This is a genomic window from Sinorhizobium sp. P24N7 (genome assembly GCF_042436655.1).
GTDB classification, from domain to species: domain Bacteria; phylum Pseudomonadota; class Alphaproteobacteria; order Rhizobiales; family Rhizobiaceae; genus Sinorhizobium; species Sinorhizobium meliloti_A.
The window spans coordinates 172,284-197,123 of sequence record NZ_JBHMIW010000010.1; the positions used below are offsets into that span (position 1 = coordinate 172,284).

General features: G+C 61.3%; 23 protein-coding genes. 6 read left to right on the forward strand and 17 right to left on the reverse strand.

Going from position 1 to position 24,840, the window contains the following annotated elements; translation table 11 throughout:
* Positions 1-109: 109 nt before the first annotated feature.
* The 5 genes from ACFHWW_RS19135 to ACFHWW_RS19155 all read right to left on the reverse strand — a co-directional run bounded on the left by ACFHWW_RS19135 (position 110) and on the right by ACFHWW_RS19155 (position 6,082).
* A complete protein-coding gene (locus ACFHWW_RS19135) occupies positions 110-892 on the reverse strand; it encodes a FadR/GntR family transcriptional regulator (protein ID WP_379940090.1) in 783 nt (260 codons plus the stop codon).
* A gap of 6 nt (positions 893-898) precedes the next feature.
* On the reverse strand, positions 899-1,696 hold the full coding sequence (locus ACFHWW_RS19140; RefSeq protein ID WP_379940092.1) for an ATP-binding cassette domain-containing protein: 798 nt from the start codon (positions 1,694-1,696) through the stop codon (positions 899-901).
* Complete coding sequence (locus tag ACFHWW_RS19145; RefSeq protein ID WP_379940094.1) at positions 1,693-3,495, reverse strand: dipeptide/oligopeptide/nickel ABC transporter permease/ATP-binding protein; 1,803 nt, start codon at positions 3,493-3,495, stop codon at positions 1,693-1,695. The genes ACFHWW_RS19140 and ACFHWW_RS19145 overlap by 4 nt, the downstream gene beginning before the upstream one ends.
* Positions 3,492-4,439, reverse strand: a complete 948-nt coding sequence (locus ACFHWW_RS19150) for an ABC transporter permease (protein WP_379940097.1) — start codon at positions 4,437-4,439, stop codon at positions 3,492-3,494. Before ACFHWW_RS19150 ends, ACFHWW_RS19145 begins: the two co-directional genes overlap by 4 nt.
* 77 nt (positions 4,440-4,516) lie before the next feature.
* Complete coding sequence (locus ACFHWW_RS19155) at positions 4,517-6,082, reverse strand: ABC transporter substrate-binding protein (RefSeq protein ID WP_379940099.1); 1,566 nt, start codon at positions 6,080-6,082, stop codon at positions 4,517-4,519.
* A gap of 291 nt (positions 6,083-6,373) precedes the next feature.
* Here ACFHWW_RS19155 and ACFHWW_RS19160 point away from each other — a divergent pair, with 291 nt between their 5' ends.
* The 3 genes from ACFHWW_RS19160 to ACFHWW_RS19170 all read left to right on the forward strand — a co-directional run bounded on the left by ACFHWW_RS19160 (position 6,374) and on the right by ACFHWW_RS19170 (position 8,600).
* Positions 6,374-6,859, forward strand: a complete 486-nt coding sequence (locus tag ACFHWW_RS19160) for a VOC family protein (protein ID WP_275598801.1) — start codon at positions 6,374-6,376, stop codon at positions 6,857-6,859.
* Positions 6,856-7,077, forward strand: coding sequence for a DUF4287 domain-containing protein (locus tag ACFHWW_RS19165; RefSeq protein WP_379940101.1), 222 nt, complete (start codon positions 6,856-6,858; stop codon positions 7,075-7,077). Before ACFHWW_RS19160 ends, ACFHWW_RS19165 begins: the two co-directional genes overlap by 4 nt.
* A 1,019-nt stretch (positions 7,078-8,096) precedes the next feature.
* Complete coding sequence (locus tag ACFHWW_RS19170) at positions 8,097-8,600, forward strand: hypothetical protein (protein WP_379940103.1); 504 nt, start codon at positions 8,097-8,099, stop codon at positions 8,598-8,600.
* A 208-nt stretch (positions 8,601-8,808) separates the two neighbouring features.
* On the opposite strand, the gene ACFHWW_RS19175 is transcribed toward ACFHWW_RS19170, so the two are convergent.
* From ACFHWW_RS19175 to ACFHWW_RS19185, 3 genes are read right to left on the reverse strand one after another with little or no spacing between them, the layout of a single operon-like run.
* Positions 8,809-10,641: a carbamoyltransferase gene (locus ACFHWW_RS19175; protein WP_379940105.1), complete on the reverse strand. Its 1,833-nt coding sequence runs from the start codon at positions 10,639-10,641 to the stop codon at positions 8,809-8,811.
* A 13-nt stretch (positions 10,642-10,654) separates the two neighbouring features.
* Positions 10,655-10,804, reverse strand: a complete 150-nt coding sequence (locus ACFHWW_RS19180; RefSeq protein WP_010975331.1) for a DUF5989 family protein — start codon at positions 10,802-10,804, stop codon at positions 10,655-10,657.
* Positions 10,805-10,834: 30 nt separating this feature from the next.
* Positions 10,835-11,266 (reverse strand): hypothetical protein, encoded by a 432-nt coding sequence (locus ACFHWW_RS19185; RefSeq protein ID WP_338283253.1) that lies wholly within the window; start codon positions 11,264-11,266, stop codon positions 10,835-10,837.
* A 422-nt stretch (positions 11,267-11,688) separates the two neighbouring features.
* On the opposite strand from ACFHWW_RS19185, the gene ACFHWW_RS19190 reads away from it, so the two are divergent.
* Entirely contained in the window at positions 11,689-13,020 is a 1,332-nt protein-coding gene (locus ACFHWW_RS19190; protein ID WP_379940108.1) for a GDSL-type esterase/lipase family protein, read from the forward strand.
* A 29-nt stretch (positions 13,021-13,049) separates the two neighbouring features.
* Here ACFHWW_RS19190 and ACFHWW_RS19195 read toward each other — a convergent pair whose 3' ends face one another.
* From ACFHWW_RS19195 to ACFHWW_RS19205, 3 genes are all read right to left on the reverse strand, one after another.
* The gene (locus ACFHWW_RS19195; RefSeq protein WP_379940111.1) at positions 13,050-13,730 is read right to left on the reverse strand and encodes a response regulator; all 681 of its coding nucleotides are present in this window, start codon (positions 13,728-13,730) and stop codon (positions 13,050-13,052) included.
* Positions 13,691-15,517 (reverse strand): sensor histidine kinase, encoded by a 1,827-nt coding sequence (locus ACFHWW_RS19200; RefSeq protein ID WP_379940114.1) that lies wholly within the window; start codon positions 15,515-15,517, stop codon positions 13,691-13,693. The genes ACFHWW_RS19195 and ACFHWW_RS19200 overlap by 40 nt, the downstream gene beginning before the upstream one ends.
* Before the next feature lie 247 nt (positions 15,518-15,764).
* Complete coding sequence (locus ACFHWW_RS19205; RefSeq protein ID WP_379940261.1) at positions 15,765-16,922, reverse strand: osmoprotectant NAGGN system M42 family peptidase; 1,158 nt, start codon at positions 16,920-16,922, stop codon at positions 15,765-15,767.
* 176 nt (positions 16,923-17,098) lie between these two features.
* Between ACFHWW_RS19205 and ACFHWW_RS19210 the strand changes: the two genes are divergently transcribed.
* Both ACFHWW_RS19210 and ACFHWW_RS19215 read left to right on the forward strand, forming a co-directional pair.
* Positions 17,099-18,169 carry an ROK family protein gene (locus ACFHWW_RS19210; protein ID WP_379940116.1) on the forward strand — a complete coding sequence of 357 codons (1,071 nt, stop codon included), beginning with the start codon at positions 17,099-17,101 and terminating at the stop codon, positions 18,167-18,169.
* A 146-nt stretch (positions 18,170-18,315) separates the two neighbouring features.
* Positions 18,316-18,618, forward strand: coding sequence for a hypothetical protein (locus ACFHWW_RS19215; protein WP_379940119.1), 303 nt, complete (start codon positions 18,316-18,318; stop codon positions 18,616-18,618).
* Between the two features lie 115 nt (positions 18,619-18,733).
* Here ACFHWW_RS19215 and ACFHWW_RS19220 read toward each other — a convergent pair whose 3' ends face one another.
* Genes ACFHWW_RS19220 through ACFHWW_RS19245 form a run of 6 tightly spaced genes read right to left on the reverse strand, consistent with a single transcriptional unit; the run spans position 18,734 to position 24,727 of the window.
* On the reverse strand, positions 18,734-19,243 hold the full coding sequence (locus tag ACFHWW_RS19220) for a DUF995 domain-containing protein (RefSeq protein WP_379940122.1): 510 nt from the start codon (positions 19,241-19,243) through the stop codon (positions 18,734-18,736).
* On the reverse strand, positions 19,243-20,220 hold the full coding sequence (locus tag ACFHWW_RS19225; protein ID WP_379940124.1) for a glycoside hydrolase family 26 protein: 978 nt from the start codon (positions 20,218-20,220) through the stop codon (positions 19,243-19,245). The genes ACFHWW_RS19220 and ACFHWW_RS19225 overlap by 1 nt, the downstream gene beginning before the upstream one ends.
* Positions 20,217-20,828: a DUF995 domain-containing protein gene (locus tag ACFHWW_RS19230; RefSeq protein WP_379940127.1), complete on the reverse strand. Its 612-nt coding sequence runs from the start codon at positions 20,826-20,828 to the stop codon at positions 20,217-20,219. The genes ACFHWW_RS19225 and ACFHWW_RS19230 overlap by 4 nt, the downstream gene beginning before the upstream one ends.
* Positions 20,829-20,832: 4 nt before the next feature.
* Complete coding sequence (locus ACFHWW_RS19235; RefSeq protein ID WP_379940130.1) at positions 20,833-22,698, reverse strand: glycosyltransferase family 2 protein; 1,866 nt, start codon at positions 22,696-22,698, stop codon at positions 20,833-20,835.
* A complete protein-coding gene (gene galE, locus ACFHWW_RS19240; protein ID WP_379940133.1) occupies positions 22,695-23,681 on the reverse strand; it encodes a UDP-glucose 4-epimerase GalE in 987 nt (328 codons plus the stop codon). The genes ACFHWW_RS19235 and galE overlap by 4 nt, the downstream gene beginning before the upstream one ends.
* Entirely contained in the window at positions 23,681-24,727 is a 1,047-nt protein-coding gene (locus tag ACFHWW_RS19245; protein ID WP_379940135.1) for a UDP-glucuronic acid decarboxylase family protein, read from the reverse strand. The genes galE and ACFHWW_RS19245 overlap by 1 nt, the downstream gene beginning before the upstream one ends.
* Between the last annotated feature and the right edge of the window lie 113 nt (positions 24,728-24,840).

Below are 24,840 nucleotides of genomic sequence, written 5' to 3' on the forward strand. Positions count from 1 at the left end.
CCTCCATTGTTGGTACAAGACGCGACGTCAGGGCCGCGGATCGATCCGCGGCCCTGACGTCGCTATGAAAACCCAATGCCCCACCGAGCCGACAGTTCCGCCATGGGCGTCACTTGGTCGCGGCTGCACGTTCGAGCATGTAGCTTTCGGCGAAAGCCATATGCTCGGCGGCGATCGTGCGCGCATCCTCCGACCGCCCGTCCTTAAGGGCGGCCATGAGCCGGTACTGGAAGGACAAGCCCGATTCGCGCGAGAGCGACGTCGGGTCGGCATAGATCGCCCGGGCGGCCGGGAGTTCGCGCAGCAGATTGTGCATGAGGCCGCAGACGAAGCCGAGAAGCGGATTCGGGCAGAGTTGCGCCAGCATCGAATGAAAATCGAGCTCGGCGACGCGCTGACGATACTGCTCGTCCAGATCGGCGGGTGGATGATCGTAAATGCGGATCGTATTTTCCAGGGCGATGAGTTCCTCCCGCGTCACCCTGCCGGCAACGAGCGCCGCCACCTCCGGCTCCAGCATCTTGCGCATGGCATAGATGTCGGAAATGCTCGGCTGATCGAAAAAGAAATGTGTCGACAGAAGCTCCATGGCGTGCCGCGCCGACGGCTTGGCGACGAATGCCCCGCCTCCCGGACCGCTGCGCGTGAAGACGAGGCCCTGCGTCTCCAGCGCTTTCATCGCCTCGCGTACGGTCCCCTTGGCCGCCTTGAAGGTGTCGATCAGGTCGCGCTCCTGCGGAAGCCGGTCGCCCGGCCCCAATCCTTCCAGGCGGATGTAATCCTTGATCCGATCGGCGATCGCCTCAGGTCTGCGTTTCGTGCGCTCGGCAGGGACGAAGAGACGCTGGCCGTCTCCACCGGTTTCCTTTTTCTTTTCGATGACCACTGGCATGAACCGTCACTCTTTCCTGATGCGGGGCGCGCTGGCGACAAGCTGTCGTGTATAGGCGTGCTCAGGGTCGGTAAAAAGGCGGGCGGCCGGTGCGGTCTCGACCACCTCGCCGAAATACATCACCGCCACCCGATCGGAGATCGCCTCGACCACCGCCAGATCGTGGCTGATGAACAGATAGGAGAGACCGAAGCGCTGCTTCAGATCGCGCAGCAGAAGCAGGACCTGCGCCTGGATGGACACGTCGAGCGCGCTCACGGGCTCGTCGAGCACGATGATCTCGGCCTCCGTCGCCAGCGCCCGGGCGATCGCGATCCGCTGTGCCTGTCCGCCGGAAAACTCGTGCGGGTAGCGCGAGAGCGTATCCTCCGGCATCTGCACCGCGTGAAGCAGTTCCTGCATCCGGGCGCGACGGCGGGGGGCTTCGTAGCCGCACAAAAGCTTCAGCGGCGTCTCCAGGATCTCCTGAATCGTCTTGCGCGGGTTCAGCGAAGCGACCGGATCCTGGAAGACATATTGGATCGTCTTGCCGAAGGCCCTCGGGCCGGATCGCCGCAGCGCCGCCGCATCCCTGCCTGCGATCAGCATGCTGCCGGATGTCGGCTCCTCGAGGCCGACGAGCATGCGCGCAAGCGTGCTCTTGCCGGATCCGCTTTCGCCGACGACGGCGAGCGTCTCGCCCCGCGCGACATCCAGCGAAACCGCCTTCACCGCCCTTGTTTCATGCTTCGCCTTGCCGAAAAGGCTGCGGCCTCCGCCGAAGGTCTTGGAAAGGTCCCGAACCTGAATGGCAGCACCCGTCATTGCGCCACCTCCGCCTTGCTGCCGGCAAAAAGTTCGCCGACACGATCCAGGAAACGCTCGCCCGTTCCGAGCTCGGGCACGCAGGCGATCAGCCGCTTCGTATAGGCATGCTGCGGATTGTCGAGTACCTCCCGGGTTTTACCGGTTTCGACGATTTCGCCCTCCTTCATCACGGCAACGCGGTCGCAGAATTCTGAAACAATGCCGAAGTCGTGGGTGATGAACAGCAGTGCCATGCCCCGCTCGCGCTGAAGATCGCGCAGGAGCTCCAGGATGCGGGCCTGAACGGTCACGTCAAGCGCGGTCGTCGGCTCGTCCGCAATGATGATCTCCGGATCGTTGGCGAGCGCCATGGCGATGCCGACTCGCTGACGCTGACCGCCGGAAAGCTGGTGAGGATAATGCGCCGACCGCTCGCGAGCGTCCGGGATTCCCACCTTTTCCAGGAGCGCGGCGGCTTTTTCCCGCCGCTCGGCCGCCCTGACCGGCTGATGCGCTGCGATCGCCTCCTCCACCTGCCGCCCGACAGGATACATCGGATGCAGCGTCGTGAGCGGGTCCTGGAACACGTAGGCGACCCGGCTGCCGCGGTTCGCGATCAGCCTGGTTTCAGGCATGGAAAGCACATCGTCGTCTCCGAGATAGACCGCACCGTTGCGGATCACACCCGGCGGCGAAGCCACGAGCCCCATGACGGACAAGGCGGTGACGCTCTTGCCCGAGCCGCTCTCGCCGATGAGCCCGAGGCATTCACCGGGCTTCACATGCAGCGAGACGTCTCGAACTGCGGGGATTATCTCCTTTCCCCGCCGAAAACCCGTTTCCAGCTTCTGGATCGCGAGGGAAGCACCTTCCGCCGTGCTTGCCGGCGCGGCGCGGCCGGGGGCAACTTCGGTCACCGGCCCCGGCCGCGCAAGAGCGCCGGAGCGAAGCCGCGGGTCCAGCACGTCGCGGATCCCATCACCCAAAACGTTCAGGCTGATGACGATCAGGAAAATCATCACGCCCGGCACGATCGAGACATGCGGAGCCGTGAAGAGCTGCACTCGGCCCTCTCCCAGCATGGAGCCGAGATCGGCCTGCGGCGGCTGCGCGCCGAGGCCGAGGAAGCTGAGCCCGGCCGTCTCGAGGATCATCCAGCCTGCCGTCGTCGAAATGGTGATGACGATGACGGGCATAACGTTGGGCAGAACCTCGGTGAGAATGATCGACAGATGTCCCTTGCCGGAGAGCCGCGCCGCGTCGACGAATTCGCGATGGGCGTAGCCGAGCGTCACGCCGCGCACATTCCGGGCGAAGAACGGGATATTTACGAGAGCGATCGCATAAAGCGCGTTCATCAGTCCGGGCCCGAGGGCGGCGACGATCGCGAGCGCCAGCAGGATATAGGGAAAAGCCATGAGCATGTCGATGCCGCGCATCATCGCGTTGTCGGTGCGCCCGCCGGCGTAACCGGCGACGATGCCGATGGCCGATCCGATACCGGCGGCAATGAGGGTCGCAGCGAAACCCACCGCGATCGAGACCCGCGTGCCCCAAAGCAGGCGGCTCAGAATGTCCCGGCCGAGCTGATCCGTGCCGAGGACATGCCCGGCGGTCAGCACGGGCTTCAACCGGTCGGCGGGTACCGTCGCATCCGGGTCCGGAAGCGGGAGGACCGGGACCAGAACGATCAGCAACAGGATCAGTCCGAGCAGCACGAGCCCCGCCGCCGCGAGCCGGTTGTTGAGCAACAGGTGCCAGGAGGTAATCCGTGCCGGCCCGCTCGGCGGAGCCGGCGATGCTACCAGCGCGCTCATGTACGAATCCTCGGATCGAGCATGGACTGGACGATGTCGGCGAGAAGGTTGAACAGCACGTAGCTCGCCGCAACGACCAGCACGCCGCCCTGCACCAGCAGGATATCGCGCGTCGAAATCGCCTTCACAAGCATCGCGCCGATGCCGGGCCACTGGAACACCGTCTCGACATAGACGGCGCCGCCCAGCACGAAGCCCGCCTGGATGCCGATCGCGGGGACGACGCTGACCAGCGCCGCGCGGAAGGCATGGGCGTAGATCACACGCCGCTCGGGCAGCCCCTTGGCGCGGGCCGTGCGCACATAATCCTGCCTCAGGACCTCCAGCATCGCTCCACGCGTCAGCCTCGCTATGACGCCGGCGGCAACGACGGCGAGCGTGGCCGCCGGCAAGATCAGATGGAGCAGAAGATCCTTGAGGTCACCCCCGCCGTAGACGGCGTACATGCCGGAGGCCGGCAGGATGCGCCAATGAACGGCGAAGAGATAGATGAGCAGCAGCCCGAGCCAGAAGGACGGCGTGGAGATGCCGGCCAGTACGAAGAAGGTGATGATGCGGTCGGCCCAGCCGAACTGGCGTACGGCTGAAATCACACCCGCGAAAAGCCCGATCACCGAGCACAGGACCAGCGATACGCCGGCCAGCACCAGCGTCGCCTGAAACCGTTCCAGCACCTCGTCGAGCACGGGGCGGTTCAGCGCGAAGGACCGGCCGAAGTCGCCCTGCAGCACGTTGCCGATCCAGATCGCATATTGCTGCACCAGCGGTTTGTCGAGCCCGAGGTCACGATTGATGCGCTCGACGTTTTCCGGCGTCGCATAGGAGCCGAGAATGGCCGTCGCCGTGTCGCCAGGGATCAGAGCCATGACGAGAAAGACGATGATGGAAAGCCCGAACAGGACGGGCACCACGGCAACAAGCCGCTTCAGGACAAAGGCCTGCATGGATAACCCTTTCGGGAGGTCTGTGTTGGTCGCCACCGGCAGAACGAACATGCCGGTGGCCGTTCCGGGTGCGCGATCTACTCTTTCGTCACGTCATGGAGATCGAGAAGGAAGGAGGGCTGAAGCTTGAACCCCTTGACCGCAGCGGTCGTCACCGCGTTCTGCTTCCAGTTGGCGACGAACAGCCACGGCGCATCGTCATGCACGATCGACTGGACCTCGCCATAGAGCTTGCCGCGTTCGGCCTGGTCGGTGGACCTGCGCGCCTTTTCCAGAAGCTCGTCCAGCTGCGGATTGGAATAGTAGCCGGAGTTGAAGCCTCCCTTGTCGGGCATGGCATCAGTGCGCAACGTCAGATAGGGAACGGTATCCGGATCGTTTGTCATCCAGGCCATCTCGGCCATGTCCGCCTTGCCCTCGAGGCCGGGATTTACGCGGCCAAGGAAGGTGTTCCACTCGTAGGTCTCGATCTTGACCTTGAAGCCCACAGCCTGGAGATCCGCCTGGATCGCTGCACCCATGGTGATCGGATCGAGCATGCCCGAGCCGCCTTCGGTAACGTAGAACGTCACCTGCGGATTTTCGACGCCGGCTTCCGCGAGCATTGCCTTGGCCTTTTCGGGATCATGGGCATAGGGCTCCACCGAGCTTTCCACCCAGTTGAAAGCCGGCGGTATCGGGCCGGCCGCGACCGTCGCCGTTCCCTGCAGCACGTCGTCCACCAGCGTTTGCTTGTTGACCGCATAATTGGCCGCCTGGCGCACGCGCTTATCCGCAAAAGGCCCCTCCTTTGTGTTCAGGATGGCGAACCAGACATGCGGCCCCGCCTGCTCGGCCACGGCGAAATTGGCATCCTGCTCAAAGGTAGCGAGATTGTCCGGCGGCACCTCCACCATCACGTCGATACCGCCGGCCATCATCTCGGCGACACGGGTGTTGGCGTCGGTGATGGGACGGAAGACGACGGCCTGAAGCTTCGCGGCGCCATCCCAGTAATCCGGATTGCGCTCTACGACGACGCGCTGGTTCGACAGCCACTCTACGAACTTGAACGGGCCGGTCCCCGACGGGGTGCGGCCATATTCCTTGCCATGTTTTTCCACGGCGGCGGGGGAAACGATCAGACCCGTGGGATAGGCGAGATTGGAAAGGAACGGCGCAAAGGCTTCGCTGAGCCTGAACTCGACCGTATGCTGATCCAGCACATTGACCGCTTCGACGGAGGCGAAGTTGAAGGAAAGCGGGAATGGCCCGGTGTCGTAGAATGGATGGTCCTTATTCAGCATGCGGTCGAAGTTGAACTTCACCGCCTCGGCGTCGAAATCGGAACCGTCGTGGAACTTCACGCCCTGTCTTAGCTTGAACGTATAAGTCTTGCCGTCATCCGAGATTTCCCAGCTTTCCGCAAGCGCCGGCTCAACCTCCAATGTACCGTCCTCGAAACGGACGAGGCCGTCATAGACGTTGACCAGGATGCGGAAGTCGTTGGTTGCGGTCACCGTATGCGGGTCCAGAGACTGCGGCTCGGCAATCTGGCCGACGACGAGAACGTCGGGCGGAGTCTGCGCTGCGGCCGGCGCGGCGGCAGCCCCTGCAAAAGCAAGAGCGGCCAAGGCGATGGCGCTCCGAAACAGCCTCTTCATGGGGAAGATCCTTTCGATTTGGCTTCAGTTCGCGAGGATGTATTTATAACGATAAATCTTCACGTTGCAATAATTTATCATGATTGAATTTGACCTTCACCGCGCGGGACATGGAGGGGATGGCCCCCGACCGACCCCTCGGCCCGAGGCGTTCGGCCCGCCAAAACGAGGTCGGTCAAAAGAGCGTAGCGATTTTTTTGACGATGATGTCGGATCGGCGGCGGCTGGTGCGTCTTCGTATCATCAGGTCGGGTTTTCGATCTGAAGCACAACGACCAGGAGGACGACGCGATGTCTAAGAACACCATTTGCCTATGGTACGACAAGGACGCCGAGGAAGCCGCCCGCTTCTATGCGGACACCTTCCCAGACAGCAAGATCGGAGCCATCATCCGCGCCCCCGGCAAATACCCCGACGGAGAAGAGGGAGACGTGTTGGTCGTCGAGTTCACGGTGGCAGGTGTCGCCTGCGTCGGATTGAACGGCGGCCCCACATTCAAGCACAGCGAAGCTTTCTCGTTCCAGATCAGCACCGAGGATCAGGAAGAAACAGATCGCTATTGGAACGCCATCGTCGGCAATGGCGGTCAGGAGAGCGAATGCGGCTGGTGCAAGGATAAGTGGGGCGTATCCTGGCAGATCACACCTCGCACTCTAATGGACGCGCTTACGGCTGGTGGCGAACAGGCAAAACGCGCATTCGACGCGATGATGTCGATGAGGAAAATCGACGTAGCTGCGATCGATGCGGCACGAAAAGGGGCTGACACGCTATGACCGCCGACAAGATCAAAGGACCGGCTTCCTATTTTCCATCGATCGAGAAGGCATACGGCCGTCCGATCAGTGATTGGCAAGCGCTCGTGCGGATGCACTATCCAGCGAAGCACATGGAACTCGTCGCTATGCTGAAGAGCGAACACGGAATTGGCCACGGCCATGCAAATGCGGTCGTGGCTTACACTCTCGCGGAAGACAAGCCGGCAGCCGTGTAACGGAGTATGGTGCGAGGCGAAACATCTCGTCTGCTTCCGCCCTTTGCGGTCGGGGGAAAGACCGTTGCAAAATGGGCGTTCCACGTCGAATTTCAACTGTTGATTTGCGACAGGTTTGTGCCGGTCACAGATGCAAAATGATTTGGCAATCGACAGCAGCTGTCGATTGCCGCGATACCCCGTACGACTCGCAGCCACGTGACCCTTGAATCCCGCGTCGATGGCGATCTTTGCCGCGCCTAATCGTCGAAAGCGACAAGGATCGGGCATGGCCGGACGCGCTGTCCACACATTCCTTCGACGGCCGCTGCAAACATCCCACGCACGATGCAATCGGCGAAGGAAGAGTCCAGACCATAGACTTTCCATTCTCGCCTAAACTTTAGGAAGCCATCGAACAAATGCCCTGGGCCGCAACGGGGGCAGCGATCGCGCAACCCATATACAGCGGCGACAGAGGCCGCCACCGGCATCGTTACGTTCCCGTCGACCGGGCACCACCCGCTTCGTCGACCGCCGGCAATTCCACGCAGCCTTCGCACGGGAGAGTCGCCTTCAAACGATGACGTTTTGCGCCGTTGGCGACTGAGCGAGGAGACCGGCGATGACCTTCGGCAATTGCGATATACAGCGGCCCTCTCGTCGCGCCGAGCGCCGGCACCTAGGAAACCTCCACGCGATCCACGTCCCTCGGAGCCTCTCGAGTTCTTACAAAGTATGGTAATTGCATCGACGCAGGATAGCTCGCAAGATAGAGGGACCTGGCGCGCGCGGCTTCGCATGCCTGCCCTAAATGGGAGCCACCGACGGCGCGCGATATAATCAATCGGTCTTTGTCCGGGCCGGGACATATATCCAAGGGCATATGGTGCAAGCGGTATCATGACGCTAGTCTCTGTGCCGTACTTGAAGCATAGACATCAGGCATTCATCAAAATTTGAAGTGATCACGCGCCACCCGGCGCCTTGCTATTACTGATATTGGCCTCGGCCCTCATTTCATTGACGTGGGCAGAAACATGCAAGCGCGACGCGTTATCGAGATTGTCCAGACCGGCGGTTATCTGCCTGCTGAACTAATCTTAACCGGTTATTGGGCAAGCCAGTCCGGCCTCGTGGTTTTCATTCTCAACGGTGTTGCTCCTCAGGCCGTCGATTTGGTGCTGGACCCGATCGTAGTGACGCTGCCGATGACGATCCCCGGCGTGCTTTATGTCGACGTTGGGGACAAAACACGCGTTCGCGAGGCTGTGCTTTTCGCCGAGGAGATTTACGCCGCTTCCACATTGTTCCGTCGTCTGACAATTCGTTGCGGCATAGCTCGCGAGCTCATCGCGCCCGTCGACAGGGCAATTCCAAGGCTGGAAATCCGCACCCTGTCTGAAAGAAACGTACGCACGCCAGACGTTGCAAAGCCACAGGTTGCTACGCCTGCCCCCACCGGAAACCGTCTCCGCTGGAGTGCCGCTGAGGCTGCCGGAAGGGTCTGGACTCAGTTGCAAACGTCCGACAGCTCCATCTGACGCGAATCAGCGCAACTGTTTTATTGCTTCGATGATTCCCTTCCGCATCTCTATGCTTGTCACAGAGATGAGGGCAGTACCGTGTCTGCGGCGCGGAAAGCGTTCTTTCAGCTATGGACTTGGTCTGGCTGGACCCCCGGGCTAGACACTCGAGCACCGGGACGAGGAGATCGAACAAGCCGCGGCGGGTATTGGCTCTCTGGAGGCCTTAGTCGAGCTCGAACCGATCTTTGTAGTCCTGCCGCAAGTTCGAGGGCTGATCTTCTTTCCGCAAGAAGCAATTGCCCACCACGAGGCATTCGATCTCGGTCCCCATGAAGCAGCGGAAAGCATCCTCCGGGGTGCATACGATCGGCTCACCGCGGACGTTGAAGCTGGTGTTGACCAATACGGGACAGCCGGTTCGCTGCTTGAACGCGCTTAAAAGCTCCCAATAGCGTGGATTAGTGTCGCGATGGACGGTCTGCACCCGGGCGGAATAATCCACATGCGTGACGGCTGGGATACCCGACCGCGGAACGTTCAGGCGGGCTATGCCGAACAATGCCGCCTCACCGGCACCGAGAGGCAGTCGGTGGCGATCGAGTACGTCGCCTACAAGCAGCATATAGGGGCTGTCTACGTCGACATCGAACCACTCCGCCACGTCCTCACGCCTGACGGAAGGGGCGAAGGGGCGGAAGCTCTCCCGATATTTGACCTTCAAGTTGAGCGTCTTCTGCATGGTCGGCGAGCGCGGATCGCCCAGTATCGACCGTCCACCCAGGGCGCGCGGTCCGAATTCCATGCGCCCCTGCATCCATCCTACCGCCTTCTCGTCGACGATCGCGTCCACGGTACGCGCGATCACGTCTTCGTCGCTCAAGACTGTATAGACCGCGCCACTGGCAGTCAGCCGCTTTTCAATTTCCCTTTGGTCGAACGCCGGGCCGAGATAGGCCCCTGCCATTCGGTCTCGACCGTCTGGGGATCGCCGGTTACCGAGATAGCCGTGCCAGGCCGCCAACGCCGAGCCGACCGCCCCGCCCGCATCACCCGCCGCGGGCTGGATCCAGATGTCGTCGAAAAAACGCTCCTTAAGGAGCTTGCCGTTTGCGACGCAATTCAGCGCAACGCCACCGGCGAGACAAAGGTGACGCTCGCCAGTTTCCTGACGGGCAAAACGGGCGAGCTTCAGAACGACTTCTTCCGTGACCGCCTGCACTGAAGCGGCGAGATCCATCTCGCGCTGGGTCAGGGGCGATTCCGGTCTTCGAGGTGCTGCGCCAAACAGTTCATGAAAGGCAGGAGACGTCATGGTGAGACCGGCGCAGTAGTCGAAATAGCGCTGGTCCAGGCGGAACGAACCGTCTTCCTTCAAATCGATCAGGTGATCCAGTATTTTCTGTACGAATAACGGACGTCCATAGGGGGCAAGGCCCATCACTTTATATTCGCCGGAGTTGACCTTGAAACCCGTATAGTAAGTAAATGCGGAATAAAGCAGCCCCAGCGAATGTGGGAAGCGAATTTCCTTAAGTATGTGGAGGTCCTTGCCGCGGCCATGACCCAGTGACGTAGTGCACCATTCTCCGACACCGTCCATCGTCAAGACCGCGGCGCTCGCAAAGGGCGACGGAAAGAAAGCACTGGCCGCGTGCGCCAGATGATGTTCCGTGAACAGGAGCGAGCCGGGCCATTGCTTCACCCCGGCAAGCTTGCCTAGATACCTGCGCAACAGCTTCTTTTGAAAAAGCTTTTCCTTGATCCAAAGCGGCATCGCCATCTTGAAGGAGCGGAAGCCGCGCGGACTTGTGGCGAGGTAAGTCTCCAGCAGCCGTTCGAACTTCAGGATCGGCTTGTCGTAGAAGACGACATGGTCGACCTCCGCCATTTCGCACTCGGCGGCAGACAGACAATAGGCCACTGCATTGGTAGGAAAGTCGGCATCGTGCTTCTTGCGGGTGAACCGCTCCTCCTGCGCCGCGGCAACGATGCGTCCGTCCTCTATTATCGCTGCCGCGCTGTCGTGGTAAAACGCCGAGATACCCAGAATACGCATGGGATCGGCCGACTCAGAACAGGGTGTAAATGAACGGCGCCACCGCGGTACCCTGCGTCAGCACGACCAATGCGCCAAAGACGCCGAGGACGATGAAAATCGGCAGCAGCCAGAACTTCTTGCGGATACCCATATAGGTCCAGAGTTCGCGTACCAGTTCCATCCCATTTCCTCCCCTCGTGAACCCGGACGATCAGAACTGATTTCGCATCGTCGCCGGGTCAGGTTCGTTTTGTTCCCGCGTCGTCCAATATGTGTCGGCACACTTGTCCAAGGAGGCTGCGAGCGGATCGTAGCCGCGCCATCTCAGGAACAATCCTATGGGCACGAAGGCCGTGCCGTAGATCAGCATCATCACAGCAGGATTGACGACCTTGAACATCAGTAGACCGAGCCGCATCCAAAGCCGGTTTGGCACCGAAAGCGAGTTGGGGAAAGCAAGCGCCAGCAGGACGAGGACCGTACCGATCGCGGCAAGTCCTACGGAGATGGACGATAGTGACCCGGTGACCAGCCACCTTACGAGCACGATAGCGAGGAGGATGCCGCCGACGGTATAGCCGAAGCTCCGGTTTGACGGCCCCTCCACGATGTGCTCGGAAAAGGACTCGTGAGACTTGTTCATTGGGCACTTCCTGCGCGGCCAGTGCTAATCGCTTTTTAATACCGTCGGGACGCGGCTTCGTTCGCGTCATTCTTGTAATCAATAAGTTAAGAGATGTGTATAGAACAAGCGGCGGTCGATCCGGTCAATATACCATTGGATATAGACGGCCATTAGTGCCAAATTCAGGTAAGGGCGGGGCAGAAGCTCGCCGGGACCGCGCTCGACTTGAAGTATTCAGCATTTTGATGAGACAGGAGCAGCAAAATGGCCTATATTCCGCCGCGCACGTTTTTCCGTATTCATTTTAAAAAGCATTTCTGTGAAATAAATCATGAGAGATTGAAAATCATATCAGCCAGACCATCAAAGGAGTGGGTCACCTGAGCCAGGGGTCTCACAAGCATTTTTCGTTGAACGGCTTCGCGAGAGGATAGGCCATCGTGACAAAGCGGCATCTGGGGCTTTTGGTATGCGCGATTCCCGGCCTGTACCTGTTGTTAAGTCCCATCTACGCTCTGCTGCACTACGAACTGTTCGCAGCTGAAAATCCGCATTTCCTCCGTTACGTGCTGATCCCGGGCGTGCTAGCAGTAGCCTTCATCGTCGTAGGCCTGTTTGCAAAGCCGCAGTTTTCCCTGCTCGTCGGTATCTGTGGTGCGAGCCTGTTGGCGGCTCTGTTTCTTTTTGAGGCGATGCACACGGTCTCGGTCGTGTCCGTTCGGCTGGGAATGTTCGGCCAACTCAGCGAAGCCCAGGCTGAGACGCTCACGCGCAACAAGAACGTGGTTCCGGGATTCACGCTTCGTGGCTTGAATCGGCTTGCAGGCACTGACGAACTTTCCGAGGCGCTTCTGTCGGGTTTCCCGTCGACACAAGTGGTGCTCTGCACTTCGAACAAGGGCGTCGTCAGCTATACCGCGGACAGGTTCGGTTTCAATAATCCGGACCATGTATACGACAAGCGGCTCGACGTGATGCTTCTCGGAGATTCATTCGTCGAGGGCTTCTGCCTGCCTCCGGGCGAGGACCTTGCGTCTAGGCTGCGCGGGCGCGGCCTTAGCACGGCAAGCATCGGCATAAGAGGAAACGGTCCGCTGACGGAACTGGCGACGCTCGGCCGCTTTGGTGAGACTCTGCGGCCCCGTCGCGTCGTCATGGTCTTCTTCGAAGGCAATGATTGGGAGAATTTAGAGCGCGAACTGACAATTCCGTGGCTTCGCGCCGCGCTTTCGCCCGACGCGAACTATGGTTTGCAGGCAACCGCGAAGGAGACGATGGACCAGGCCCGAAAGATTTTGGTGGAGCGTAAGAATGCGCCGATCACAAGTGTCGACCTCCTGACGAGAACAGCCTTGTTCCGCAATTTTGTCGCGCTGCAACAGACCCTAACGAGACTGGGACTCGTCTATCCAAAAATTACGCAGAGCAACCCCGAGTTCAGGCGTATATTGCAACGCGCGAAAGCACTCACCGAGAGCTGGGGCGGCTCCTTTACACTGGTCTACGTTCCCAGAATTGACCGTTTCATCGGGCCTTTCTCCTCGGATGAGCCTTTCGATGCGCTGCGGATGGAGGTTCTCGGTGCTGCGGCAGCAGAGGGCATCGAGGTCATCGATCTCCAAGAGGCCATACGCACTCGCCCCGAACCTATTCTCATGTACGCCCCTGACGCCCATTTCAGTCGCGACGGCGCCAGATTCGCAGCGAACGAGATCCTCACACGCTTGGCGGCAATGCCCGAGAGTGCGGGACAAATCGTCGGAAGCAACTGATCTTCCGGGGACGCGCTGACGGAATGCTGTCAACGCGTATCAAGACGCAGTCGCTGGGAAATGTTGGCAAGCTCCACGCGGGTGGTGATGTTGAGCTTGCTGTAGACGCTGTGAAGGTGGAGCTTGACCGTGCCGGAAGCGATTCCAAGCCTTGCGGCTATTTCCCGGCTGCGCAAACCTGCGGCGGCCAGGCAGGATATCTCGAGCTCGCGGGGCGTTAACTTCTGCATGACCGAGCGGCGCTCGGTGTCGCGCTCCCGGATTCGGTCGATCGCGGCACTTAAACTGCGATCCGTGAAATAGGTGCGGCCCGCAAGCACCGCCCGGATGCACTCGATGAGGGCGCTCGGCGCCTGTTCCTTTAGGACAATTCCACTCACCCCGTCTTCTATCGCCTCGGCAACTTCTTCATCACTGATATCCGCCGTCAAAATGACGCACGCCAGTCTCGGTTGGTCGCTGCGAAGACGGCGGACAAGATCCGATCCGCCCATTTCAGGCATCCGTAGATCAACGACCGCGAGGTCGACGGGCTTATTCGCGAGCGCTTCGATTGCATCTGCAGCTGTCCTGCAGGTTGCAACCACCTCCCAGCCGGACTCGGCGCCGAGCAAACGGCGCAAACCATCGAGGACTATCCGGTGATCGTCGACGACGAGGATACGCGCACTCACGGGTGAGCCGGGATCTTGATCGTTATCCGTGTCCACTGATCAACCTTCTCGATCGAAAGATTCCCACCCGACATCGACACGCGTTCGCGCAGGCTTCGCGGACCGCACTTGCTGGTCTCCAGTTCCGCATGCTCCAGCCGCCGGTCGAATCCGAAACCGGTCCCGTCGTCATCCACGGTCAAGGTCACCGTTCCGTCATCGCGTCGGATCCGAACCTCGAGAGTTCGCGCATGGCCATGACGCGCGGCATTGGCGGTCGCTTCTGCTATCATATGCACCAGTTCGTCGACCATCGCCACCGGCAAGCGAAGATCCTCGGGATATAGCACAAAGCGAAATTCTATCGACCATTGCTGCCGCAGACGCCGGGCCAAGGCCGCCAGCCGAAGCGCCAATCGAGAGTCGCTGGCGTGGCGGCCGGACCCCGGATCGAGCCTGCGGATGAGAGCACGTAGATCAGTCTGCTCTTCAGAAAGCATAGCCTGAATAGCCATTAAACGCTCGTCGATCTCATGATATTCTCTCGACGAGCGCAATGTCTGAAGCTGCAGCGCGGTGCCTGCGAGCGCTTGCAGGACACCATCGTGGATATCTCGTCCGATCTTGACGCGCTCTTCAAGGGCGGCTGCATCGCTAAGGCGGCGTAGCAAAATCGTTTGCTCGAAAAGTGTTTTCAATCGTTCGGCGACAATCTCGGCCAAGGCCACATCGTCGATTGTCGGGGCCGGCGGATCGAGGAAGAAAAGACGCGCCTCGACATCGCTCGCCTGAAACTGCACCGAAATTGCGCAGGCGATAGAGAATTCCGCAACGAGAGCCGGGGACACCGGCAGGCCGTCGCCACGCCACCAGTCGAAGCGCCCCCCGCCGCGATGAACAAGAGCTCGGGAGCGCTTCGCGTCGATGATCAGAAGACTTGCATGCTCCAGCGCCTCCGGCGTCCAGGGCAGATAGGCCGCCGGCGATAAGTGCCTGACCTCGCATGTCCCGCTCTCCCATGTCGCCAGATTGGTCCAGGGCTCGTCACCATCGCTCCAGATTAGCAGTGCACGAGGAACACGCGCCACCTGCACCGCATATTCCAACGCCGCCTCCGCCGGCCATTCGCGCCCGTCGGACGCGGAGGGTGTCCGCTCGACCAGACGTAACAACTCCGAGCGCACCGCCTCCTGATGGGTGCCGAGCCACGTGAGAAGAATGGTTGCCGTGACCAGGAAAAGAATGAACGACAGCGCGACGGCCGCGTCGACGTCCGAACTGAACGGCCAGACCGTATTAGAGAGCGCAAGGTATATCAGGATCGCGACGCCAACGGATCCGGTCCATAGGGCACCGCGCCAAAGCCAGTGAAGGGTCGCTGCCAGCTGGACAAATGGTATCAGCATGAAGACCGGACCGGATACGCGGTCCGCAAGCAACGCCAGGATCACCAAGCTGGAGACGTCGATGAGATGCCTGATGAAGGTCCCGCGGACCCGATGGACCTGGGCTTTCCAGACAAAATGGGCCGCCGCGATTGCATAGACCAGATAGATGACGAGGAACCAGAAGACGAGGTCCGAGCGACCTGGCCGAATGGTAGCATCGATCCAGGTGATCCAGAGGCTTCCAACGGCCAGAAGAATGCGAGCGACGGCGATAACACTGTCCGAGCGCGCGCGAAATGTATTGATCCATGTTTGCCGGCTGGTCGCAATTGCCGGTGCCCCTTCGAAGAGCGCGGCCGCCCAACCGGTCTCGGCGGCCATCCTGCCCTTGAGCGTGATATACCACTTGCGGAGATTGAAACCCCGCCGCAAGAAGGCCCGCGGCACCCTCATCATGCGCTCCTTCGATGACGAATAACCCTCTTCTGTATTGCGCGACGGATCTTCTCGAGGGGAGGAAATCCGCAGCGGAAGACAGGCAACCCACAAATTCCGAGAAACACGGGGGATTATGTCGAATCGCGGCCTAAAGAACCAGCTTCGTTTCCGGGTCCCACAGCGCCATTCAACCCTTCAGGTGGCAGCGCTAAACGATCGGAGCCGGTCTCGTCGCATGCGTAGCGAGTCAGAAAAGCGAGACGCCTCAGGATACGTCAGGCTCGTCCGCTTTCAGGTCCTGCTCGGCCTGTCGCACCTTCTGCCGGGTAAAGCCCCGAAGGCCAGAGACCTCCTCGGCGTCGCGCTCGATCTGGACCTCGCTTGCCGCGTAATACACCGCGAGCTTCGCGACGGACATCAGCGCATGGAGATGGATACGCTCGTAGCCGTGCGACGCGTCGACACCGAAGGTGAGAAGCGCCGTGCGCACATCGTGCCCCGCTTCGACCGCGGAAGCGGCATCGGAACGGTAGTAGCGGAAGACGTCCTTCTGGACGCGGATGCCATGCTCGCCGCAAAGCTCGTAGAGCTTTTTCGAAAGGTGATAGTCGAAAGGTCCCGTCTGGTCCGCCATCGCGAGCGTCACGCCGAACTCGTCCGAATTCTGGCCAGGCGCGGTCGTGCCGTTGTCTATCGCCACCAGCGAGGCGATTTCCGGGACGATTGCAGCTGACGCGCCCACACCCACTTCCTCGCCGATGGTGAAGAGCCAATAGGTATCGACCGGCGTTTCCACCTTCTCGCGCTGCATGGCCTCGAGCGCCGCAAGCATGATGGCGACCCCCGCCTTGTCGTCGAGATGCCGCGAAACGATGAACCCGTTCTCGAGGAATTCCGGCTGCGGATCGATAGCGACGATGTCGCCCACGTCTATTCCGAGCTGCACCAGATCGTTCCGGTCGCGTGCGAGCGCATCGACGCGCAGCTCGATATGGCGCCAGCCAGTGGGTTGCGTGTCGACCTCCTCGTTGAAGGTGTGACCCGAGGCTTTCAGCGGGAGAATTGAACCGCGATAGGTGCCCTTGCCGGAAAATATCGAGGCGCGGGCCCCCTCCGCGAACCGTGCAGACCAGTGCCCGATCGATACCAGTTCGAGGCGGCCGTTTTCCTTCAGCGCCTTCACCTGCGCGCCGAGGGTGTCCAGGTGTGAGACGATCCCGCGGGCCGGGCGCTCGGCGGCCCCCGGCCGAAGAGCGCGGATCGCGCCCCGGCGGGTCAGCTTGACTTCCAGGCCGAGCCGCTCGAGCTCACGCGCCGTGTAACGCACCGCCTCATCGGTGAAACCGGTCGGGCTCGCAATGTCGAGCAGAGCTTTCAGCCGGCTGGTGAGATAGTACGGGTCTATATTGATCGGTGTCTGCATGAACGCGTTGTCGCAATCATGGATGCCTGCGTCAACAATGTTGCCGAAGCGACGCGCGCTCCCGAAGATCGTCACGCGCGTCTCGAAAATCTCGGACGGGAACATCGCACCGCCCGCCACGTTGTAAGGTACTCAGCTATTCGGCAAGGCCAGCCAGGCGTCACTCGGGAGGTTGCGTGGGCAAATCCGCGAACGAAAGACGAAACGGCGTCCCGCTCATTCATGGCGCCAGCAATCTGCCGTCGGTGACGGTCGACGATTATAATCTGGAGCTGCGTGACGGCGATGGCTTCCTTGGCGACAGGGCCAACAAATTTGCCTTCCAGGAGAAGCTCGACGCCTGGCGCAAACGCGTGCGCAAGGGCGGCGACGATCCGCTGGGGCAGGCCCTGACCCAGGATCTGTCCAAAAAGCAGGTCGATGCCCTTCTTCACGGCGACGACAAGGAGGCGGCCGCCCTGATCATGGGTGCGGTCGACGAGTTCGCCGGCGAGCTCGCCAGCGTTCTCGAACGGTTCCTGCAACAAAAGAGCTGGAAAAATACGGAGCGCGTCGTCATCGGCGGAGGCTTCCGGGGAAGCGCAGCGGGCGAATTGGCCATTGCCCGCGCAATGGTGCTGCTGAAGGCTGAAGGGATCAAGATCGAACTCTCCCCCATCGTTCACCATCCCGATGATGCCGGGCTCATCGGCGCCGCGCATCTCATGCCCGCCTGGATGCTGAAGGGCCACAAGGCGATCCTCGCCATCGACATCGGCGGCACCAATATCCGCGTGGGCATAGTCGAGCTGCACCTGAAGGATGAAACCGACCTCTCCAAGGCAAAGGTCTGGAAATCGGACATCTGGCGACATGCGGATGACAAGCCCAACAGGAGCACGACCATCGAGGAGCTCATCGGCATGATCGAGAAGCTTATAGCCAAGGCGGACAAGGCGGACCTCGCGCCCGCGCCGGTCATCGGCGTGGCCTGCCCCGGCGTGATCAACGAAGATGGCTCGATCCTTCGCGGCGGCCAGAACCTGCCGGGCGGCAACTGGGAAAGCGAGCACTTCAACCTGCCTGCCGCGCTTAAGGACGCCATTCCGCAGATCGGCGATCACGAGACCTTCGTGATCATGCACAACGACGCCGTCGTGCAAGGTCTGTCGCAGATACCTTTCGTACAGAATGCATCGAGCTGGGGGATCCTGACGATCGGGACGGGCCTCGGAAACGCGCATTTCAGCAACAAGGTCGAAAATTGAGGCGCGGCGCGTCCTGGCTGCCGTGAGTGCCCGAATGGTTAAGCGCCTGATGCGCAATCCCGACGAATTGTCGGCTTTTCCTCGACCGTGAATTAAAGGCTTTCGGCTAACCTTCCTTCACAAGCAAAAAACGGGGAGTTCCGATTGTGAAGGTAAAGTCGAAAGCATTGTCCGGACTGTTCGAAGCCCGCAAAACCGTCGCCCGCAGCACCCTTGCCGTCATGCTTGCCGTGACCACCTGGGGCTGCTCCTCGACCGTCAGCCAGGAAACGACCGCTTCGATCGCGCGGGAAGTCGGCTACCCTTTGCCTGAAAGAAAGCCCGCGCCGGGCAAGCAAGCGGTCACGCAAAAAACGCCTAAACTCGTGCGCTCGGCCTATCTCGGGCGGGCTCCCTATGTCTGCACGCCCAGCGGCTTCGGCAGCACCTCGCGCTGTTTCCTTCGCTGAGCGATTTCGAAAAAGCGTGGGGCGGGGTTGCGGGCCTTTCGACGCCGGGCTCATCTGCGGAGCCGGTTTGAACTGCTGACATCGGCCAGCCGCGCAACCCCTTCCCGGCCGGGGGTTACTCGACCCGGCCGAGTCTCGCCTCGATGCGGCTCAGGCTCGCGCCTACGTAATTGCCGCGTCGAAGCTTGGCGAACTCGTCATCTGGCCTCACCCGTGCGTTCTTGAAGACGTACCAGGTGCCGTCCGGCTCTCGCCTTTGATAGATCACGCCACCCCGCTTGGCGTGGCTGAAGCAGGTCGTCGCCGGCGCCGAGCCATCCTTGGCGTGCCATTCGGCGCGGAAGCAGAGTTTCCCCGGGCCGGTGATGAACCAGCGGCCCACCCCATAGGACGGTTTGCCGTTCTCCTTTGACCAGGCGGTGAACCGGCGTGCCTGCACCGAGAAGTAGCCCGCCCCCTCTTTCCATATCCAGGATTTCTGGCCGTAAAGTTGGAGCAGCTCCGCGTGCGTCAGCGGAGTTGCCTTCCTCTCCGGGCGCGCAGTGGCGGCCTCGGCGAACGAAGCACCGGCTATGCTGGCGGCCAGCGCGATTGCCAAAGGTATTCCTCGGTATATCGATTTCATCACATGCCTCCATCGGGCACCTGCCCGCTAATGGTTTCGCGGACAACCCGCCAATCGGGGCGGCCGTAGCCCTGCGGCCAGTCATAGATCTCGCGATCGTTGAAATAGACTACGGCTGTCAGCTGCGGGAATTCGGCGTGCCGCTCGGCGACCGATGCCGCCCAGCTTGCTGCGTATGTACCATCGCCCTCATAGCCGAGCTCGGCGACCATGATCGGCTTGCCGTAGTTCATCACCCGGCCGTATCCGGGCGCCAGCCGCTCCGCGAATGTCTGATCGCGCCCGGTCGTGCCCCGATCGTAGGGCTGGTAACCGAATACCGAAAGCCCGACGATATCGACGACATCGTCACCCGGATAGAAGGCTTCCAGACCCTCGTTGCCTTTGGGCGACCACATGAACTTCGCGTGCTTCAGGTGGCTGCGGCAGACAGTCACCACGCGGCGATAGGCTTTTTTGAAGTCGTCGCCCCGCCAATGGGACCAGGAGAACTGGTTGTCGGTTTCGTCCATTTCCTGGCCCCAGCGGATGATCACGGGACTCTTGAGGGCAGCGGCGGCGGAGCAGACCTGGGCCATGTTCTCGTCGCGTTCGCCGCTCAGGATCGAACGCAGGAGCTCCCCTTCGGTCACGCGCCACTCGGGCGACCACGACCAGGGTTCGATGGTGATCATGAGCGAACGGCCGCGGGCTTGGGCATAGTCGTCGGCAAGCGTCAGTGTCGACAGATCGACGTCTTCCCAGGGCAGGAAGAGATGCTCGATCTTCGAGCTGCCCGGCGCGCCGAAGTCGCCATGGGGATCGTAAGCGCCGAAATCGATCGAGTTCTCCGTCAGGACGGGCCGCTTGTCCGATGGTGTCGCCATCGTCGGCGAGTTCGGTTCGGGGATGCCCCGCGGCATGTTGGCCGCGAGCACGGTACCCGACAGCAACAGACCGAGAGATGCAAAGGTAATGGCCTTGGATTTCCTGTTCATCGAACACCTCCAACCGCGTTCGTCCCGGTTTGCCGGCCAACGCTAATCTTTGTTTGTTTCACTTGGCCCTCGATACGCTCCTCGAAGGCTGCGAGCTTGGCGGCGACCAGATCCTCCCTGACCAGACGGTTGAACTCGTCGCCTGCCTGCGTCTTGGCATGTCTGAAGACGTACCAGTCGCCGGACGGCTCCCTCTTCTGGTAGATGGTTCCGTCGAGCGTCCGGTGGCTGAAGCAGGTCTTGTCTCGGGCGGCGGCACCCTGGCTGTGCCACACGGCCGTCAGGCAGAGTTGGCCGCGGTCATTCACGCTCCAGCGGCCTTCGGCCCAGCTCTCCCCCGTGGCCGATTGCGCCCAGGCCCGAAAGGCGCGACCTTCACGGTCCATCCGGCCGGCGCCGCTCTCCCATTTCCAGGTCTTGTCCTGGAAGATCATGTAGAGCTCGACGCCCGTCATGGTGCGGGCCTTTTCGGGAACGGCAACTTCCGCGGACGCCGGTGATTGGCAGAGGGCAAGGACGGCCAACATGCCAAGGGCGAAGCGCCGGCCGGGCAGCGCATGTCGGGTGCCGCGGCCCTCTCTCCCGAAGAATGGGACTTTCACTTTCATGTTCTTATCCCCTCTTAGAGTTGCCGTCCCGCTGTTCCGCGGGGGCGGAAATCCAGCGTGGCCGGAAGACGATCTTGCGCAATGCCGTACCGCCCTGCCCGGCTCCGGCCACCGCATAACGCTCTTCGAAGATGCGCAGGTGCCCACTGCCCCATGCAAGCGCCTCGAGCCCGTCCTTCCCGTGTTCGGCAGTAGCAATGCCGGGCAGTGCGACGACCGCCAGGAGCCCGGCCGCTATTGCGGGACGATAGAAACGGGAGGCGGTGCCAACGGCGTTTTCTCTCGAATGCCGCAGGACGATGACCAGCAGAAGCAGGCAGTAAATTGCCGCATTGAGGATCGCGAAGAGGTAGAACCCCTTGGCCTTCGCGGCATCTTCGACGAACAGGACCGGCAGGGCGGCCGAAACTGCCAGGAAAAAGTAGGGCGCGAGCACGCGCAGGGGCAGCGGATCGACCTCGGATGATCCCTTCGGCGTGACACGGAAATCCACGAAGGACCCGGTGAGCCAGTCGCGCAGAGCGGCCAGCGTGCCGGCAAGCGCCCAGGGCCAGCGCGCAAACAGGAAGAGCATGCACTCCCAGCTCAGGATGTTCGCGTCGTAAGGCCGGAAGGCGCCGGTTGCACGCCAGCGATAGGCCAGCAGGACGAGGATGATCGAGAGCGGCGTGAAATAGGCCAGAAACTCCGGATAGGTCACGGCGACAAAGGTTTCGCCGCGCGCAAGGGCGACGATCGGCATAGCAAACATCAGCGCCATGAAGCACGCGAAGAGCGGATACCAGAGCTGCGAGAAGAGGAACTGGAACTTCAGTCGCAGCGGCAGCCGGCCGACGAGACGCGGCGAATACTGCAGCAGGAGCATCACGAGACTACGCGACCACTGGAACTCCTGGGTCACCAGGTCGGCAAAGGTGCGCGGTCCGTCGCCATGGGCGATCGCATCGAGCGCGTGAATGCCGCGCCAGCCTGCCGCATTCATCATCAATGTCGTCGAATGGTCTTCGGCAAGCTCCGGGCCGAGACCGCCGATCTCCTTGAGGGCAGCCGTGCGCACCGCGTAGTGAGAGCCGATGCAGAGCGGCGCGAGCCCGCCATTGTATCCGGCCTGGAGAGCACCGTGCATGCTCGCCTCCGCATGGAGGCGGCCGCGTGCCGACCAGCTTTCTGAAGCATTGCGGTCGCAGATGCTCGGCGCCGAGACGTAACCCACTTCCGGGTCGGCAAATGGGCGCAGCATTTCGAAGAGGTACCCAGGTGCGGGGACGTGGTCGGCATCGAGCTGGGCCACGAAATCGTACCGGGCATAACCGTAGTGATCGTAGAAGAAGGCGAGATTGCCTTCCTTGCAGCGGGTGCGCCGTGGCCATGTGGCCCGGTGATAGTCCGCCCGGCCTTTGCGTGTGGAGACGAGGACGCCATGGCTGCGGCACCACTCGAGCGTCGCTTCGGAAGGATCCTCGTCTGCAAGCCAAGTGTCGTGCGGCACGTCCTGCGCAAGCATCGCCTCCAATGTCTCGGCGACGACGGAAAAGGGTTCCGACGGTGCCTTGGTGACGACCATGGCAATGCGACTGCCGGCCGGGAGCCGCAACGGCCCGTTCGGTTTCAACGCGCCATAAAAGACGGCAATGAAATAGGCCGGCAGCAGGGTGACCCAGGCAAGGACCGAAGTCACGATGGCACTGCCCAAAGCGTCAACGTGATGGCGCGGCTCCAGCCACCAGGACCAGAAATGGACGAGCGCCGCGGCCCAGAGCCCCGCGCCCAGCAGAAATTCCATCCGGCGTCCGCGCGTGAGCACAGGCACAAGCCGCGGCTCACCGTCTTCGGAAATGCGCGTCGGCTCATTGGCGGAAAGGACGGTCATGACCGTACCTCCAGCCCGAAGAACGGGGCGGCGGTTCGCACGATCGTCTGGAGATCGGAATATCGCGGCAGGAAGCCGAGCGTCCGGCAGGCCAGCCCGGCATCCGCATAAAGCGCCGGCGGATCTCCGGCACGCCGCCGGCGAAATACGACCGGGACGTTATGCCCGGTAATTTCGCCGATCGTTCGCAGGACTTCCTTTATCGAGAAGCCGCGGCCGGTACCGAGGTTGAGCGCGAGGTTCCCGCCGCCGTTGGTGAGATGCCGGTACGCCAGCACATGGGCGCTCGCAAGATCGGAAACGTGAATATAGTCACGCACGCAGGTTCCGTCCGGGGTGTCGTAGTCCTCGCCGAAAATCTCCAGATGCGGAATGCGGCCTGCCGCGGCCATCAGAGCCCGCGGAATGAGGTGCGTTTCGGGGTCGTGCCATTCGCCGAGATCACCCTCAGGATCAGCGCCGCATGCGTTGAAATAGCGCAACGAGACATAATTCAGCGCAAAGGCGGCCGCATAGTCGGCGAGCATGTGCTCGGCCATCAGTTTCGTCTTGCCATAGGGGTTGATCGGTGCCTGCGGCGTCGCTTCGTCGATCGGCAGCAACGCCGGTACGCCATAGGTGGCGCAGCTCGATGAGAAGATCACCTTGTCGACACCCGTCTGGCGGCATGCATCGAGGAGCGACAGCGTGCCGCCGACGTTGTTGTTGTAGTATTTCGCAGGATCGGCGACGGATTCGCCGACATAGGCGGATGCGGCGAAGTGGATGACGGCGTCCGGCTGATAGGCCTCGATGACCTCGATCAGGTGCCGCCCGTCCAGAATATCTCCCTGAATGAATGGTCCCCAGCGCACGGCGGAACGGTTTCCGGTCGTCAGATTGTCGTAGACGACGGGCTCGATGCCCTCGAGGCGCAGAAGCTTCGCGGTGTGACTGCCGATATAGCCGGCGCCACCAGTGACGAGGATAATTGGCGCAACCATCAGACCAACTCCGCGCTTTCCCGTATCGACCGGGAGAGAAGGTCGTCGAAATAGCGGATCGTGTGCGCAAGCCCCTCAACCAGATCGACCTTCGGACGCCAACCGAGCTCTTCCTTCGCGAGCGAGATGTCCGGGCGGCGCTGGCGGGGATCGTCCACAGGCAGGGGCCGCCGGACGATCTTCGAGCGCGACCCGGTCAACCGGACCACCTCTTCGGCGAGTTCGCCGATCGTGAACTCTGCCGGATTGCCGAGATTGACCGGTCCGGTAAGGGACGGCGGCGATGCCATCAGGCGGACGAAGCCGTCGATCAGGTCGTCGACGAAACAGAAGGAACGGGTCTGCAAGCCGTCGCCGTAGATCGTGATGTCCTCACCCTTCAGGGCCTGGACGATAAAGTTGGAAACGACACGCCCGTCATCCGGGCGCATCCGCGGGCCGTAGGTGTTGAAGATACGGACGATCTTGATTTCGACCCCATGGGACTTGTGGAAGTCGAAGAACAGGGTCTCTGCGCAACGCTTGCCCTCGTCATAGCAGGAGCGCGGGCCGAAGGGATTGACGTTGCCCCAATAGCTTTCCACCTGCGGGTGGACGTGCGGGTCGCCGTAGATTTCCGATGTGGACGCCTGGAAGATGCGTGCGCCACGACGCGCGGCCAGATCGAGGAGGTTGAGCGAGCCGATCACGCAGGTTTTCGTCGTCTGGATCGGATCTGCCTGGTAATGCGGCGGCGATGCCGGGCAGGCGAGGTTGTAGATCTCGTCGACCTCGAGGTCGATCGGCTCCACGACGTCGTGGGCGATTACGCGGAAGGTATCGAAACGCTTGAGCGGCGCGATATTGCGCCTCAGGCCCGTCGAGAAATTGTCGAGGCAGACGACCTCGTGCCCGGCGCCGAGAAGCAGTTCGCAAAGATGCGATCCAAGGAAGCCGGCACCGCCGGTAACAAGTATTCTCTTTTGAAGGCTTCGGCGCCGCAATGAATCTAAATCGTCATTCGGACCGAAGATAGATCCCCTGAAGTCATTTCTGAAATAGTTCACGGAATAATCCTCACACTATCTGCTAACTTCTAAAATTCATCCACAGCAGGCACAATAAATTGGTGATCGAAACTTTACCGTTCGAAACTACCTTAATTACTTTCGGGCAATGC

Bases quoted from the DNA above. Each gene is read 5' to 3' on its own strand.
- ACFHWW_RS19180 (WP_010975331.1), bottom strand. From the start codon at position 10,804: ATGGAACTGGTACGCGAACTCTGGACCTATATGGGTATCCGCAAGAAG.
- ACFHWW_RS19145 (WP_379940094.1), bottom strand. From the start codon at position 3,495: ATGAGCGCGCTGGTAGCATCGCCGGCTCCGCCGAGCGGGCCGGCACGG.
- ACFHWW_RS19165 (WP_379940101.1), top strand. From the start codon at position 6,856: ATGACCGCCGACAAGATCAAAGGACCGGCTTCCTATTTTCCATCGATC.
- ACFHWW_RS19230 (WP_379940127.1), bottom strand. From the start codon at position 20,828: ATGAAAGTGAAAGTCCCATTCTTCGGGAGAGAGGGCCGCGGCACCCGA.
- ACFHWW_RS19200 (WP_379940114.1), bottom strand. From the start codon at position 15,517: ATGATGAGGGTGCCGCGGGCCTTCTTGCGGCGGGGTTTCAATCTCCGC.
- ACFHWW_RS19170 (WP_379940103.1), top strand. From the start codon at position 8,097: ATGCAAGCGCGACGCGTTATCGAGATTGTCCAGACCGGCGGTTATCTG.
- ACFHWW_RS19235 (WP_379940130.1), bottom strand. From the start codon at position 22,698: ATGACCGTCCTTTCCGCCAATGAGCCGACGCGCATTTCCGAAGACGGT.
- ACFHWW_RS19150 (WP_379940097.1), bottom strand. From the start codon at position 4,439: ATGCAGGCCTTTGTCCTGAAGCGGCTTGTTGCCGTGGTGCCCGTCCTG.
- ACFHWW_RS19175 (WP_379940105.1), bottom strand. From the start codon at position 10,641: ATGCGTATTCTGGGTATCTCGGCGTTTTACCACGACAGCGCGGCAGCG.
- ACFHWW_RS19160 (WP_275598801.1), top strand. From the start codon at position 6,374: ATGTCTAAGAACACCATTTGCCTATGGTACGACAAGGACGCCGAGGAA.
- ACFHWW_RS19155 (WP_379940099.1), bottom strand. From the start codon at position 6,082: ATGAAGAGGCTGTTTCGGAGCGCCATCGCCTTGGCCGCTCTTGCTTTT.
- ACFHWW_RS19140 (WP_379940092.1), bottom strand. From the start codon at position 1,696: ATGACGGGTGCTGCCATTCAGGTTCGGGACCTTTCCAAGACCTTCGGC.
- ACFHWW_RS19205 (WP_379940261.1), bottom strand. From the start codon at position 16,922: ATGCAGACACCGATCAATATAGACCCGTACTATCTCACCAGCCGGCTG.
- ACFHWW_RS19185 (WP_338283253.1), bottom strand. From the start codon at position 11,266: ATGAACAAGTCTCACGAGTCCTTTTCCGAGCACATCGTGGAGGGGCCG.
- galE (WP_379940133.1), bottom strand. From the start codon at position 23,681: ATGGTTGCGCCAATTATCCTCGTCACTGGTGGCGCCGGCTATATCGGC.
- ACFHWW_RS19220 (WP_379940122.1), bottom strand. From the start codon at position 19,243: ATGAAATCGATATACCGAGGAATACCTTTGGCAATCGCGCTGGCCGCC.
- ACFHWW_RS19225 (WP_379940124.1), bottom strand. From the start codon at position 20,220: ATGAACAGGAAATCCAAGGCCATTACCTTTGCATCTCTCGGTCTGTTG.
- ACFHWW_RS19135 (WP_379940090.1), bottom strand. From the start codon at position 892: ATGCCAGTGGTCATCGAAAAGAAAAAGGAAACCGGTGGAGACGGCCAG.